Genomic DNA, 13,946 nt, shown 5'->3' with positions numbered 1-13,946 from the left:
GATCGCCCATGTCCGACCAGCCAGCCCACAAGAGCGTAAAACAACTTTTCGATCTGAAGGGACGGGTCGCCATTATCACCGGCGGATCGATTGGGCTGGGCCGTCAGATGGCCGAAGCTCTGGCTGAAATGGGCGCGAATCTGGTTCTGTGCGCGCGCAAGAAAGAACGCTGTGAACAGGCCGCGCACGACATGGAAAAAATTGGCGTTCGCGCCGTGGCAATGGCTTGCGACGTAAAAGACCAGGCCAGCGTTGAACAACTGATCGCCGGTACGATGGCCGAGTTCAAGCGTATCGACATCCTCGTTAATAACGCAGGCATATCATGGGGCGCTCCCACGGAAAAGATGACTCTGGCTGAGTGGAACAAGGTGATCGAAACCAACCTGACGGGAACATTTCTCTGCGCCCAGGCCGCGGGTAAAGTCATGTTGAAGCAGCAAAGCGGTAAGATTATCAATATGGCGTCTGTTGCGGGCATCCGGGGCGCGCCGCCTGAAACGGTGGAGGCAATTGCTTACCATGCCAGCAAGGGCGGAGTAATTTCCTTTACCCACGATCTTGCGGTCAAGTGGGCGCGGCATAATATCCAAGTCAATGCGATTGCGCCGGGATGGTTCCCTACGCACATGTCTGACAAAGTCATTGAATACAAGCGCGATTACCTGCTCAGCCACATTCCTGCGCGACGCTTTGGTTCCGATCACGACTTGAAAGGCGCAGCTGTCTTTCTCGCTTCGGACGCTTCTGCCTACGTTAACGGCCACGTGCTGGTGGTGGATGGAGGCCAGTCCGCCTGAGGTCATTATGATTATTCCTCTTACTCCAATCAGGTTTTTGCGTTATTCCAGCCAGCAATTTCCCCGGCGCACGGCTGTCGTCTGTGGCGAACAGCGATTCACATATGCTCAATTTTCTGACCGCACCGCCCGCCAAGCGGGAGCATTGCGATCTCTGGCCATCAAGGCCGGTGAACGCGTTGCCTTTTTGGGAGCAAATTGTCATCGCCTGCTTGAGGGTTATTATGGCGTCGTCGAGGCCGGCGGCATTCTGCTTCCGCTCAACATTCGTTTGGCTTCGCAGGAACTGGCATACATTCTTAACGATTCAGAAGCGGATGTGCTTTTCTTTGAGGAGCAATTTATCCCGCTGGTTGAGTCGTTCCGCAAAGATCTCAAGTCGGTAAAACATTTTGTCCCACTAGACTTCAAACCCAACCAGCCCTGGATGTCCGCGAAGAATTATGAGGAGATGCTCGCCGCCGCCACGCCCTATCGTGCGGACGTGATGCAGATCGACGAGAACTCCGTGGCCGAACTGTTCTATACCAGCGGCACCAGCGCCAATCCCAAGGGCGTGATGCTCACGCACCGCAACATCTACCTTCACGCACTCAATGTCGCGATCGCCTTTGGAAGCAAAAGTGAATCGGTGGAGCTGCACACCATTCCATTGTTCCACGCCAATGGCTGGGGCGTGGCACATTCACTCACTTACGTCGGTGGCAAGCATGTGATGATGCGCAAATTTGAGACCACGGAAGTCTTTCGACAGATCGAGCGTGAAGGTGTGCAGTCCTTGAGCGTGGTTCCGGCCATGGCAACCGCACTGGTCAACTGTCCTGAGCGGCCCAAGTTCAATTTGAAAAGCTTGGAGCGCATGAGCCTGGGTGGCGCGGCATCGTCTCCCACGCTAGTCCGTGAAGTGGAGGAGAAGCTGGGATGCGCCTGCTATTCCGGCTACGGTCTCACGGAAACCGCTCCCGTCTTGACCACGGCGCGTATGAAAGCCGGGCTCGATTGGGAAGGCCGCGTCCGTTATGAGAAGCAGGCAAGCACCGGTCACGCAATTCCCGGAGTTGAGATCCGCGTTGTGGATCCTGATGATAACGACGTCCCGCGCGACGGCAAAAGTATTGGTGAGATTGTTGCCCGCAGTGATGGTGTAATGGCCGGCTACTGGAAGCAGCCGGAAGCCACCGCGCAAGTAATGCGCAATGGCTGGTTCCATACCGGTGACATGGCCACCATGGACGAAAACGGCTATGCCCTGATTGTCGATCGCAAGAAAGACATCATTGTGAGCGGCGGTGAAAATATTTCGTCGCTCGAAGTGGAGAAGGCGCTGCTGGCGCACCCCGGAATTTATGAAGTGGCCGTGATTCCTGTTCCCGACGAGCGCTGGGGCGAGGTGCCGAAGGCGCTAGTCGTAATGAAGCCGGGCGTTAGCGCGACAGAGGCTGAAATACTGGAGTTTTGCCGCAGCCACCTTACGCACTATAAGTGTCCGCGCACAGTTGAATTTTTGGAGACACTGCCGCGGACCGGGACCGGCAAAGTGCTCAAGAAAGAACTGCGCAAAAAATACTGGTCAGGCACGGAGAGCATTCGTCCGGAGCTGGCGACGAAGAAATAAGATTTTCGTCCCGAGCGCAGCGAGGGCCCCCTATTGTTCCGATGCTGTATGGGACAGCATGAGCTTCTGATCGCATCTTCGTTTAATTTTGGTGATCAACAAGATCATAGGGTTCCCTCGCTACGCTCGGGATTACATAAAAATATGCCCAAACGCACACTCGATGCTCCCGAAGCTCTCAAAGATCTCATCGGTCAGGAAATTGCCGTCACTGACTGGTTCAACATTACGCAAGAACGAATCCAGCAATTCGCCGACGCCACGCTCGACCATCAATGGATCCACGTGGACGTTGACCGCGCACGCCGCGAGTCACCTTTCAAAGCGCCGATTGCTCACGGCTTTCTCACATTGTCACTGCTCCCACACTTCATGCATCAGGCGCTGGAAATCAAACAGGGCGTTCGTCTGGGAGTGAACTACGGGATGAATCGCGTGCGCTTTGTCTCGCCGGTACGCGCCGGATCAAATATTCGCGCCCGCATCGTACTTCAATCATTGAAAGATGTACCTCCCGACGGGATGGAAGCGCTGTTTAACGCGACCGTGGAAGTTGAAGGTGGAGAGAAGCCGTGTTGCGTGGCGGAGTGGGTAGTGAGGTATTACCGGTGATTTCGAACGACCGAGATGTTGGTCAAGACAAAAAACACAAAGCCACGATCGTCAGGACAGCGATAAACACCTTTGCCACCGAGAATTCGATTGGCGACAGCGGACATTTCCCATCCATCTTCTTCGGAAGCCGCCCAATAATCCTCGGTCAATTTCAATATTTTGTGTGACTCCCCAAATTCTCGTACAGCCGATATTGAACTTTTCACATGCTCGGGAATGCTCTCGTTATTCCATGACCAGAGCCAGCTTTTCGATGCATGAGCAATTGTGCCTACTGCTTGTATGTCCGCGACTACATACGGAACTCCTTCATTGGAGAATGTTAGGATTGCCTTGTCGAAATCATAATCCCATCGTGCGTAGTTCCCAATCTTGAATTCTTCATGGTACGCATGGTTCAGATCGATTAGCTCGTGAACACTTTCGTGGAGGTATTCTTTAAATTCTGGATCGGTCACGAAGCCCCCGCTAAATGCGATCTTTCTTTGAAGTGTTCAGCCCCACCCTCATTAGCGTCTTCGCCACCTCACCCAAAGACGCGAAGCGCTCGTCCTTTGTCATGCCGTGAAAATAGCGGTAATAAATCTGCTGAATGATTACTGCCACCTTGAACATGGCGAACACATAATAGAACACGATGTCAGATAGATCGCGCCCCGTCTTCTCCGCGTAGCGTTGCGCCAACTCGGCGCGGCGCAGCATTCCTGGGACAATCGTTGGCCCCCAGCGCACCATCTGCATTTCCGGAGGATCGTCGGGGTCAATCCAATAGGCCAGCGCGGTACCCAGATCAGTGAGCGGATCGCCCAGCGTGCACATCTCCCAATCCAGTACAGCTTTGATCCGGGTAATGTCCGTGGGATCAAGCACCATGTTGTCGTACTTGTAATCGTTATGGATCAGCGTTGCGCCGCTTCGCGCGGGCATGTGTTCCCGCAACCATGCGGAAAGCGGTTCTACTTCGGACAGATCGTGTGTTTTCGACCCGTGATAGCGCTCCATCCAGCCGCGTACTTGCCGCTCCAGATAGCCTTGCGGTTTGCCTAACCCACCCAGACCAAGCGCCGTGTAATCCAGGCCATGCAGCGCCGCCAGATTGTCGATAAAAGATTCGCTGAGCTTTCTTGCTGTCTCATGCGGCAGCGTCAAGCCGTCCGGCAGGTTGCGGCGCAGTATCAGCCCGCGCACGCGCTCCATCACATAAAAGGGTGCGCCCAGCACGGAATCGTCAGTGCAATAAAGCAGTGGGCGCGGCGTAGGATAAGCGGAGTGCAGCTTCGCCAGCACATTGTATTCGCGCCCCATATCATGCGCCGATTTCACCTTGCTGCCGAAGGGCGGACGCCGCAACACCATTTCTTTTTCGCCCAGTGCGATGGAATACGTGAGATTGGAATGGCCGCTGGGAAACTGCTTTACCACCAACTCGCCGCCGAGATTAGGAAAATGGCTGCGAAGAAATGGTTCCAGCTTGGCGAGGTCCAACTCCTCACCCTGGCGGACGGCCTTTGTGCTGTCCTGTAACTCCTCGGCAACAGAGAAATGTTTTGTGGCTTCGGCTGACATTGTCGCCAGTTCCTTGCTTCACTGATTCACGTTCCGCTGATTTCGCAGCGGGCAATCCCGCTTGCTTTACCGATGCGTGAGAAACTCCGGATCAGTAAAGTGCGGAGTAGCATTATACGAGCTTAGAGTAAACCGTCCGGCGGAGAAGAGAAACTCGCTATAAGAGCAATTGCGCACCATCCACGCAGCTTTCAATGTGGCCTCAGTGGAAAGATCCAGCGCCCGCTGCATGGCCACGCCCACCGGTCCGCCGGAGCTGAAGATGGCGATGCGCTGCCCGCGATTTCCATTCTCAGGGAACTTGGCCAGTGCGCGCTGCACGCGCGCGCTGAAATCTGTCCACGGCTCAATCCCTTCCAGCGGCAGTTCTCCACCTGCCCACCGCCCGATCACTACTTCAAAGATCTGCTGGAATGTTTTGAACTGCTCCGGGCGCGTTTGTGAATCTTTAAAGGCCTGGTGCATTCTGCGGATGTCGGCATCGCTTTCAATCAACTCCGGCAATGACCGTTCCAGCACCGCCTCAGCCTGGAACTCATCGAATTCCGGCAGCACGACCGGTTCGGGCCAGGGAAGCCCAGCGCGTTTGTAAGCTTCACCCACCAGGCGCGCCGTCTCCCGCTGCCGCACTCGCGGCCCTGAATACACGCGGTCAAAGCCAAGCTGCAATCCGGCCCAATAGTCGCCCAGCACGCGGCTCTGCTCTTCGCCCTTGGCGGAAAGCTTGTCATAATTGCGCTCAAGAAAGGATGCTTGGCCGTGCCGGACCAGGAAAAGTCTGCTCATTAAGAAATTGAAAGCTCGAAAGCCGAGGATATCATGCACGCTGCCTCCACGCGAGCACGGAGCAGCAAGCGATTCTCCACTGCGCTAAGGCTTTTTTCCCTCCGGATTGGCCTGCGAACTTGCGCCCGCCGCCGGTACCGTGGCGCTGCCATTGGCGGTGCCGATGAGTCCGTTGTTCGTATCGCGCACGGCCAGCCGCAGCAAATATTCTCCTGGCGGAAGATCCAGGGTCTGGTTGCAGGGAAAGATCGCTTTCATTACCCTCTGATATTGCTCAGGCGCAAGCGCGGCATTGAATGTGTTCCCCTGAATTTTTATTGACTCGCCGGTTTTGGAATAAGCGCGGACGCCGCAATCCACCGCAGCATGCTGTAGTCCATCTTCTTTCAGTTCGAACCCGATACTGTGTGGGTCCACGCCATAATTGATCTGCACTTTGTTACCACTCTGCGCCGTTGGCGGAAGCACAATCGCCTGAAACGGCAGCGCCGTGGAGATTGGATTATTAATGTCCAGCGCGCTTCCCATATCGATTGCAAGAATTTTGGGATCCTGTTTGGCGTATTCCTTGGGCTCAACCGCGTAGAAGCCCTGGCGGTAATGCAGCTTAACTCCTGGTCGATCGACCTTGACGGAGATCCTGCGGAAGCGGCTGTCCCAATTCTTGTTTTCCGGATAGTAGCCCAGAGTGTAGTAGGTTGAGCCATCCTCCATGCTGTCGCGGATGGCCCTGTTAAGATCGTTGGTGTTGTAGAAAGCTTTGCCGCCGGTTTGATCAGCGACTGTATTCATGGTGGAGTGTGAGTTCATCGCATCCACGGAAGCATTGCTGATCTCTGAGGCTTGCGCCGATCCTCCCATCCCATTGCGGACGGCCCCACGCGCGCTGTTGCCCAGATAATTGCCATTGCTGTCCGTATTGCTGAGCGAGGAATATACGTCACGATTGCCCACCGCGCCTGCGTCTACGGGATAGACGGCGACCTGTGCATTCGCCAAGAGGTCAGCAGCATGGTTGATCTGCGCCTGGTAGCTCACAATGTTTGGCAGTTGCGCGGTGGCGGAGGAATTGTTGCGGCCCCTGGGATCTGGGTCTTGCGGGAAAAGGTAAGCGGGAAAAGCCTCAGAAACCCAGATAAGGTTTTTGCGTCCGGGATAGCCGGAAAGATTGCGGGCCAAGGCGCCCAGTTGTTCAATGGTGAGGCGAACGCGTTCATCCATCTGGTTGATGGCCTGCTCTTGTCCAAAGCGAAGGATTTGCTGCAGCATCTGATCGGGCAATTGCTGTAAAAAACCCGGTGGAAGATCAAGTGCATTTGAGCTCTGTGATCGAACGCCCAATGCGTTGCTCCTTGATTTCTTCACGGCTTCTTTCAGCAATTCAGGATCAACAGTGAAATCTTGCAGCATTCGCAGTTTGGCCCCCATGGCGTAAACCGCAAGAGGCTGGCCCGCGGGAAGCTTTTCCAGAAACCTGAGCATTTCCTCGCGCGCATATTTCTGGTTCACGTTGGTTACATTGATTCCATCCAGCAGGAGCACGTTCAAGGCGCTGTTGGTTTTGAATCGAGGCATATTCGTAATGCGATTGGACGAAAGCGTGACGGGAGTCAATACAGCTAGTTGTCCCTGCGGGCCCTGCTGAAAGTTGAAGACTCGTATCTTTTGCGGCTGGTTTTCTTCCTGCACAGTAAAATCGTCAGCCTTCAGATCAGTGACAGGAGCGCCTTTGTGGTCGAGTGCGATCACATCCACGATTACCAGCCTGGTCTTTACTTTGAGTACGGTGGCTGTGCCTTCCACAGCTTCTGATTGTGACTGGGCCGAAGCCGGAGCAGCATTTACCGGGCCAGGGCTGGCGGATCCGCCAGGAGAAGGCGGCGTGGACTGCTGTGCCAGAGGCACTGCGGCACAGGCCATCAGCAGAAACAAGAAAGAAACAAAATTCCGCATAGAAATGCTCATAAAAGCTTTCTCCCTAAAGGCGCTGCATTAAACTTTGAATTAATATAACTGCCCCGAACCTATTTCATTCGATGTTTCTTTAATCCAGTGCTGCTGACTAGGAACCAGGTTTGAGATCGCTCAACGGACAGAAAGATGCGCATCCTTAGGGCCGACTCTTCGGCTGATTCAGGTAGGAATCCAGACCTAGTGTTTCGTCGCAGGCGCCGGAACATGAAATTCAACACCATTCGCGGCATTGGCTTGCTCTGTTGCTGCGGCGTCCAGGTCGGCAAGCTGGTATTTGCGCGCCGCCTGTTCGTTAAGGACCCACAACGTCTGGCCGGCGATAGCATAGCTCTTGGCCGAGAGGCGGCGTCCATCGCGGAAAACAAATATGGTGCTTACGGCTGGCTCCTTTGCGGACAAGGTTGCGCCCGCGCTGGCCCTGTTCCGGTCTTCGTAATATCGTCTGTCTTCTTCGCTGCGCAGATCGGAAACCTCGTCGGTAAGCTGCTGGACTTGAGCTGCAAGCTCCGCGCTGTTGCCGTTGTCTGAATTCACGACAACTGGCTGCTGTGCCGGAGGACCATAGCCGCCGTAGCCATCCCCGTAGTAGTCGCCATAGAAGCTGGGATAGTAGGGATAGAAAGGCGATCCAAGGAAGAGCCCGCCGCCGAAGAAGAATGGTGAGCATCCAAAGCAGCCGTTGAAAAACCCAAAGTGGTGATTATGAAAATGGTGAAAGCCGAACGGACGGTTTACAAAAGGACGATTTACAAAGACGTGCCCAGCGGATGAAAAAGTCCGCGACGAGAAGGTCCGCGATGAAAATGTCCGGTGTGATGGAGCGAAAGATGAAAGGCCGGGAGTCCGCGGACCAAACGAGCTGAAGCCGGGACCTGACCTGAATCCGCGCGGGGCTGAGCTAAATCCCGAAGGGCCTGCTGACCTGAACCCGCCAGAAGGAGCGGACCGAAAACCGCCACCGCCGCGGGAGAAACCGCTACCACCGCCGCGACCTGACATTCCGCGCTGCGCATAGAGTGGGGAAGAGATGAGAACAGCAAGCGTACCCAGAATAATGAGTGACGGTAGGCGTTTCATAGAGGTATCCCAGTCCTTTGATTATATTTTAGTCCTTTCCAAAGATTGCCGATGCAAGTATTTACCCAATGTTTTCAATCATCTGGTGTGGTTGACACGCGGAACTATAATCTTCCGCATGAAAAAATCCATCTTGTTGCTGGTTGTCATTCTTTTATCCATCACAACATTTGCCCAGACGAAAAAGGCTAAAGCTCCCATTGCAACGGCCTCCAACATTTATCCGATCCAGGAAGGTTATGTCGATGCCAATGGCGTGCTCATCTATTACCAGACCATCGGCCAGGGTGCGCCTTTGATGATCGTGCATGGCGGTCCAGGCGTTGCGCACGACTATCTAATGCCTTACCTGCTGCCGCTGGCGCGGGGCAACAAACTTATCTTTATCGACGAGCGCGGTTCGGGCCGGTCAGAAAAACTGGAAGATGCTTCGCAGTACACCGTGGAAAATATGGTGGAGGACGTGGAGAGCGTCCGCCAGGCGCTGCATCTTGGCAAGATCAGCCTCATGGGACATTCTTATGGCGGCGTGCTGGCGCAGGCGTATGCATTCAAGTATCAGCAGAACCTCACGCACCTGGTGCTGGGCGGAACGTTTTACAGCACGAGTGAGATGAACAAAGTGCTGGCCGAAGAAAAGCGCAGCATGCCGCCGGAAGCGCTGGCCAAGCTGGAAGCCTTGGAGAAAGCCGGACTCTTCAACAAAGGCAAGGACTGGGAAAAGGGACGCTATCCGGACGACTACGCCAAGCTGGCCTGGGGCGATGGCTACTTTCAATATCTTTATCAGCGGCGTCCCGACCCGAATTACGATCCCGCTGCCGGAAACACCAGCACCTCATGGGACCTCTACCGCGAGATGTGGGGCTCTGATGGAGAGTTTGTCATCGACGGCAACTTGAAATCGGTGGAATATCTGGACAAGCTTTCCAGCATTCATGTTCCAACGCTGCTGATATGCGGCGACCACGATGAATCCAATCCCCGGCTCTCACGCACCATGCATGAAAAAATTGCCGGATCAAAGCTGGCGATCATGCCACAGTCGGGCCACCTGGCGTTTGTGGACCAGCCGAATTTGTACATCAAGACAGTGTCGGAGTTCTTGAAAGGGAAGTGAGAAGCCACCAGCGCGGGGGAGCCAGTAAAGGAACGGCAGGGAGGGATGAATGGCGGACAACAAAACGAAACCTACCAAATTGAGTGTGTCGGCGTTTATCGATGCGATCACCGACGAGGGACGGCGGGCGGACGCCAAGGCGCTCGTCAAGTTAATGCAGAAAGCGTCTGGCGAAAGGCCGACGATGTGGGGGCCGTCCATCATAGGCTTCGGCAGCTACCATTACGTGTATGACAGCGGGCGAGAAGGCGACATGCCGGTTGTCGCTTTTTCTCCACGCAAGGCCGCAACAGTCTTGTACGGGCTAGGTGATGCTGAAGCCCTGCTGCCGAAACTCGGCAAACACACCAGAGGCAAAGGCTGCGTCTACATCAAGAAGCTTGCAGACATGGACCAAAAAGTCCTGGAGGCGATGGTGGAAAAGGCTGTTGCCGGCAGGGGGGCGCGCTAGTGTGGTGTCTCACAAATACCTTTACAAAGGTTTGGCCGATACTTGCTTGCCCAAAAAATTGCCCCGCGCAGCCGAGAGCGCCTGCGGTCCACAATGATTTTGTTTATTGCATGCATCGTCGAGTTATTTCAGAGACACCACACTAGCTGGTCCTTGAAATCATTAGGTTCTAGGGTGACGGTGGCGGCATGCATTTGTGGACTAGCCGAAGTTGTACATCAAAGTCGGTGACAGATTTTTGTATTTCAGATCAATTCAACTATGCGTCATCAAGCCTGTGTATTGACTGGCATAGAGAGCTGACGCTGGTACAACTCCGCGTAGATTCCCTGTTGTCCCAATAGTTCGGCGTGGGTGCCACGCTGCACGATGCTCCCATTTTGGATAACCAAAATCTGATCGGCCTTGACGATGGTCGACAAACGGTGAGCTATAACAATCGAAGTTCGTCCGGTCAGCGCCCCTTCAAGGGCTTGTTGAATTGCGGCTTCAGACTCAGAATCCAGATGGGCAGTGGCTTCGTCGAGAATGACGATGTCAGGTGCCTTAAGAAGCAGTCGCGCGATTGCCAGACGCTGCTTCTCTCCGCCGGAGAAGCGATAACCTCTTTCTCCAACAAGTGTGTCCAAGCCTTCCGGCAGCGATTCCACAAGACCTGAAATCTGTGCGTCGCGCAATGCTAGCTTGATCTGCTCGTCAGTGGCATCGGGCCTGGCGTACAACAGGTTTGCGCGAATGGTGTCATGGAACATGTGCGCGTCCTGAGTGACCATGCCGATTCGCTGGTGAAGAGAATCGAGCTTCGCATCGCGAACATCGATATCGTTAATGCTGATGGATCCGCTTTTAACATCATAAAGACGCGGTATGAGATGCGTAATCGTCGTCTTGCCCGCACCTGAAGGTCCCACGAGAGCCACTAATTGACCTGGCTCAACGGTAAAGTTTAGATCGTTGAGCACAGTCGATAGCGGTCTTTTGTCGGACACGGCAATCGATTCAAGTGACGCAAGTGACACCTCTGCTGCCGATGGGTAGCGGAATGAGACGTGAACGAAGGAGATTCTTGCCGGACCGGCCGGAATCGCAACAGCGCCGGGCTTTTCCTGGATCATCGGCGCAAGATCGAGGACTTCGAATACGCGTTCGAAAGAGACCAGCGCAGTCATGACGCTGACCTGGATGTTGGAAAGACCTAGAAGTGGGGCATACAAGCGCGCCAGGTAGGACACAAGGGCAACCACGGTGCCCACGTCAAGCGTGTGTTGGACAGCCAGCACCCCACCCCATCCGTAGGCAAGTGCTGTGGCAAACGAGGCCATGAGAAGAAGGGCCGCGAGAAAAAGGCGTCCATAGAGGGCCTGTTTGATTCCGATATCGGAAACGCGGGCAGCTTTGGTTTCAAATGATTTGCGCTCGTCTCGGCTGTGGCCGAAGAGTTTGGCGAGCAGCGCACCGGCAACATTGAAGCGCTCGACCATCAGGTTGTTCATGGCGGCGGTTAGATCGTAGCTTTCGCGAGCAATGGTTTGGAGCTTGCGTCCCCAGAACCGCGCGGGCAGAACGAACAACGGAAGCAGAACCAGCCCTGCCAGCGTAATGCGCCAGGAAAGCACGAACATGGCGCCCAGGATCAGTACAACGGTGATCACGTTCCCCACGACATTGGAGAGAATGTCAGTAAATGCCGTTCGAGCGCCCCCGACATCGTTATTGAGCCTGCTGACCAGAGCACCCGTCTGCGTTCGGGTAAAAAACGCCAGGGGCATCCTCTGGATATGCTCGAATAGTTTCGCGCGGAGAGAGAGCACGATGCCGGCGCCGATTTTTGATGATAGATAGGATTGCGCCATCCCCAGCGCTCCGTCAAGGATGCCCAACAACGCGACCAGCACGGCGAGTCGAATGATGAGAGACGAGTCTCCCTTAAGTATGCCGTTGTTGATGATTTGGCGATAGATAAGAGGATTGGCGATGCCGATGCCAGCAGCGACAATAACAACAAGAAGAAACAGCCCGAGAAGCCACGTGTAGGGCGCGGCGAATGCCAATGTGCGCTTCGCGGTCCCTCGTTTGACCTTTTGTTTTATTACGGAGGAATCCTGCCCGAAGGACCGCAAGGCCCCAATCATGCTTCCCATGGGATGAGTTCTCCAATTTCCAGTGGACGAGAGTAAGGTAGCGAACGCCTAGTTTAGACAATCAATCGCCCGGAACACAAAATGAAGCTTTCGAACAGTAGTGAATCGCAGGTGTCGGTCAGAGTCTCAGCGCGACGCAAGGCTCCCAGCGTAACTTTCTGTTCGTCGCGATGAGGGGCCGCTCTTGATCAGATCAGCCGCCTTTTCCGCGATCATGATTGTCGGCGCGTTTGTGTTGCCGCCGACTACGGTCGGCATGATTGAAGCATCCACCACCCGCAGGCCTTCAACGCCATGAACGCGCAGTTCTGAATCCACCACGGCCATGTTGTCATTGCCCATCTTGCACGTTCCAACCGGATGGTAGAGAGTCTCAGTAAACTTGGCGATGTGTGCGCGCAAAGCGGCGTCATCTTTTGCCGCGGGGCCAGGATGAAGTTCCGTGCCGCGATAGGCATCGAAAGCTTTTGTCGCCGCGAGCTTGCGGGAAAGCTTGATGCCTTCCAGCATGACTTCCATGTCGCGAGAGTCAGAAAGGTAATTGGCGCGGATAGCGGGAGCATCGAGCGGATTGCTGGAGCGCAAACGAATATCGCCACGGCTGAATGGATGCAGAAGAGTTGGTCCCATGGTGAAGGCGTGCCCTTTAATTTGCTGGAATCCATGCTCAACAAAATAGCCGACGCCAAAATGAAATTGCAGGTCGGGTATCTGGGCGCGCGAAGAGGTTTTGACAAACGCGCCGGCCTCCGCGACGTTCGAGGTCAGCGGGCCTCTTTTGGAAATCATGTAACGCATGAGGTTGGAAAAGGTCTCAGCGCTGGCCAGGCTGATAGGCTTGGTGCATTCATACACCGTGGCACAGGCTGCGTGGTCTTGAAGATTCTTGCCAACTCCCGGCAGATCGCACGCAATGGGAACATTGAAGTGGCTCAAATGCTCGGCTGGGCCCACGCCGGAGAGCATAAGCAGCTGCGGTGAGCCGATAGCGCCCGCACACAGGATGATCTCACGCTCAGCCCGCTCCTGCATGCTGTTGTTGCCCTGTTGAAAGCTTACGATCGACGCACGCTTGCCTTCAAAATAAATTCCAAAAACATGCGTCTCGGTTTTTACTGTCAGATTTTTCCGTGATGCCACGGGATGGAGGAAAGCCGCGGCAGTGCTGTGGCGCTGGCCTTTGCTCTGCGTGACCTGGTAAAAACCAACGCCATCTTGCTGCGCGCCGTTGAAATCAGGATTACGCTGAAAGCCCGCTTCCTCGCCGGCTGCGACAAATGCTTCCGACAGCGGATTGACTGTCCGCAGATCGCTCACGCAGAGCGGCCCTGATGCACCGTGATATTCAGAAGCGCCACGCTCCTGTTTTTCCGACTTCTTGAAGTAGGGCAGCACGTCCGCGTAGCCCCATCCGGGATTGCCCTGGTCGCGCCACTGGTCATAATCCGCGTGGTTGCCGCGAATGTAGATCATTGCATTGATGGAACTGCTGCCGCCCAGCACCTTGCCGCGTGGCCAGTATAGGCTGCGATTGCCCAACGTAGCCTCAGGTTCGGTGAAGTAAGTCCAGTCGCACGGGCCTTTGAAGAGCTTGGAGAAAGCCAGCGGAATATGGATCTCCTTCCGTGTATCGCGGCAGCCGGCTTCCAGCAGCAGCACTTTTACGGTGGGATCTTCACTTAGTCGATTGGCCAGCACGCATCCGGCAGACCCGGCGCCAATGATGATGTAGTCATACATTCGCGGACTCCTGGGAAGGGAAGAACAAGATGGAGAGAATTGTAGCGCAGAAAACCATGCC

General features: G+C 54.9%; 12 protein-coding genes. 5 read left to right on the top strand and 7 right to left on the bottom strand.

The genetic code is table 11. The features are described from left to right. Window positions 1-8 precede the first annotated feature (8 nt). The 3 genes from LAO76_14150 to LAO76_14140 all read left to right on the top strand — a co-directional run bounded on the left by LAO76_14150 (window position 9) and on the right by LAO76_14140 (window position 3,027). The gene (locus LAO76_14150) at window positions 9-800 is read left to right on the top strand and encodes an SDR family oxidoreductase (protein ID MBZ5492070.1); all 792 of its coding nucleotides are present in this window, start codon (window positions 9-11) and stop codon (window positions 798-800) included. Between the two features lie 7 nt (window positions 801-807). Further along, window positions 808-2,415, top strand: coding sequence for a long-chain-fatty-acid--CoA ligase (locus tag LAO76_14145; protein MBZ5492069.1), 1,608 nt, complete (start codon window positions 808-810; stop codon window positions 2,413-2,415). Window positions 2,416-2,559: 144 nt separating this feature from the next. Next, complete coding sequence (locus LAO76_14140; GenBank protein MBZ5492068.1) at window positions 2,560-3,027, top strand: MaoC family dehydratase; 468 nt, start codon at window positions 2,560-2,562, stop codon at window positions 3,025-3,027. Here LAO76_14140 and LAO76_14135 read toward each other — a convergent pair. The 5 genes from LAO76_14135 to LAO76_14115 form a co-directional block, all read right to left on the bottom strand. Beyond that, window positions 3,018-3,488 carry a hypothetical protein gene (locus LAO76_14135; GenBank protein MBZ5492067.1) on the bottom strand — a complete coding sequence of 157 codons (471 nt, stop codon included), beginning with the start codon at window positions 3,486-3,488 and terminating at the stop codon, window positions 3,018-3,020. The genes LAO76_14140 and LAO76_14135 overlap by 10 nt on opposite strands. Window positions 3,489-3,498: 10 nt before the next feature. Further along, entirely contained in the window at window positions 3,499-4,596 is a 1,098-nt protein-coding gene (locus tag LAO76_14130) for a phosphotransferase family protein (protein ID MBZ5492066.1), read from the bottom strand. A gap of 66 nt (window positions 4,597-4,662) precedes the next feature. Continuing rightward, on the bottom strand, window positions 4,663-5,382 hold the full coding sequence (locus LAO76_14125) for a histidine phosphatase family protein (GenBank protein ID MBZ5492065.1): 720 nt from the start codon (window positions 5,380-5,382) through the stop codon (window positions 4,663-4,665). A gap of 84 nt (window positions 5,383-5,466) precedes the next feature. Next, entirely contained in the window at window positions 5,467-7,347 is a 1,881-nt protein-coding gene (locus LAO76_14120) for a VWA domain-containing protein (GenBank protein ID MBZ5492064.1), read from the bottom strand. Between the two features lie 186 nt (window positions 7,348-7,533). Then, window positions 7,534-8,433 (bottom strand): hypothetical protein, encoded by a 900-nt coding sequence (locus tag LAO76_14115; GenBank protein ID MBZ5492063.1) that lies wholly within the window; start codon window positions 8,431-8,433, stop codon window positions 7,534-7,536. A gap of 118 nt (window positions 8,434-8,551) precedes the next feature. Between LAO76_14115 and LAO76_14110 the strand changes: the two genes are divergently transcribed. Next, window positions 8,552-9,553 (top strand): proline iminopeptidase-family hydrolase, encoded by a 1,002-nt coding sequence (locus LAO76_14110; protein MBZ5492062.1) that lies wholly within the window; start codon window positions 8,552-8,554, stop codon window positions 9,551-9,553. 49 nt (window positions 9,554-9,602) lie between these two features. Then, window positions 9,603-10,004 carry a DUF1801 domain-containing protein gene (locus LAO76_14105; GenBank protein ID MBZ5492061.1) on the top strand — a complete coding sequence of 134 codons (402 nt, stop codon included), beginning with the start codon at window positions 9,603-9,605 and terminating at the stop codon, window positions 10,002-10,004. 269 nt (window positions 10,005-10,273) lie between these two features. Here LAO76_14105 and LAO76_14100 read toward each other — a convergent pair whose 3' ends face one another. Next, entirely contained in the window at window positions 10,274-12,145 is a 1,872-nt protein-coding gene (locus tag LAO76_14100; protein MBZ5492060.1) for an ABC transporter ATP-binding protein/permease, read from the bottom strand. A 126-nt stretch (window positions 12,146-12,271) separates the two neighbouring features. Then, on the bottom strand, window positions 12,272-13,885 hold the full coding sequence (locus LAO76_14095) for a choline dehydrogenase (protein ID MBZ5492059.1): 1,614 nt from the start codon (window positions 13,883-13,885) through the stop codon (window positions 12,272-12,274). Between the last annotated feature and the right edge of the window lie 61 nt (window positions 13,886-13,946).

This window comes from Terriglobia bacterium, from assembly GCA_020072645.1.
In the GTDB taxonomy this organism is placed as follows: domain Bacteria; phylum Acidobacteriota; class Terriglobia; order Terriglobales; family Acidobacteriaceae; genus Angelobacter.
Note: the sequence above shows the minus strand (reverse complement) of the source record. Positions and strands in the feature narration are given on the sequence as shown.

What these genes read in the sequence shown, in the direction of transcription:
- LAO76_14130 (MBZ5492066.1), bottom strand. Translation starts at nt 4,596, where the DNA reads ATGTCAGCCGAAGCCACAAAACATTTCTCTGTTGCCGAGGAGTTACAG.
- LAO76_14105 (MBZ5492061.1), top strand. Translation starts at nt 9,603, where the DNA reads ATGGCGGACAACAAAACGAAACCTACCAAATTGAGTGTGTCGGCGTTT.
- LAO76_14150 (MBZ5492070.1), top strand. Translation starts at nt 9, where the DNA reads ATGTCCGACCAGCCAGCCCACAAGAGCGTAAAACAACTTTTCGATCTG.
- LAO76_14120 (MBZ5492064.1), bottom strand. Translation starts at nt 7,347, where the DNA reads ATGAGCATTTCTATGCGGAATTTTGTTTCTTTCTTGTTTCTGCTGATG.
- LAO76_14125 (MBZ5492065.1), bottom strand. Translation starts at nt 5,382, where the DNA reads ATGAGCAGACTTTTCCTGGTCCGGCACGGCCAAGCATCCTTTCTTGAG.
- LAO76_14110 (MBZ5492062.1), top strand. Translation starts at nt 8,552, where the DNA reads ATGAAAAAATCCATCTTGTTGCTGGTTGTCATTCTTTTATCCATCACA.
- LAO76_14095 (MBZ5492059.1), bottom strand. Translation starts at nt 13,885, where the DNA reads ATGTATGACTACATCATCATTGGCGCCGGGTCTGCCGGATGCGTGCTG.
- LAO76_14145 (MBZ5492069.1), top strand. Translation starts at nt 808, where the DNA reads ATGATTATTCCTCTTACTCCAATCAGGTTTTTGCGTTATTCCAGCCAG.
- LAO76_14115 (MBZ5492063.1), bottom strand. Translation starts at nt 8,433, where the DNA reads ATGAAACGCCTACCGTCACTCATTATTCTGGGTACGCTTGCTGTTCTC.
- LAO76_14100 (MBZ5492060.1), bottom strand. Translation starts at nt 12,145, where the DNA reads ATGGGAAGCATGATTGGGGCCTTGCGGTCCTTCGGGCAGGATTCCTCC.
- LAO76_14140 (MBZ5492068.1), top strand. Translation starts at nt 2,560, where the DNA reads ATGCCCAAACGCACACTCGATGCTCCCGAAGCTCTCAAAGATCTCATC.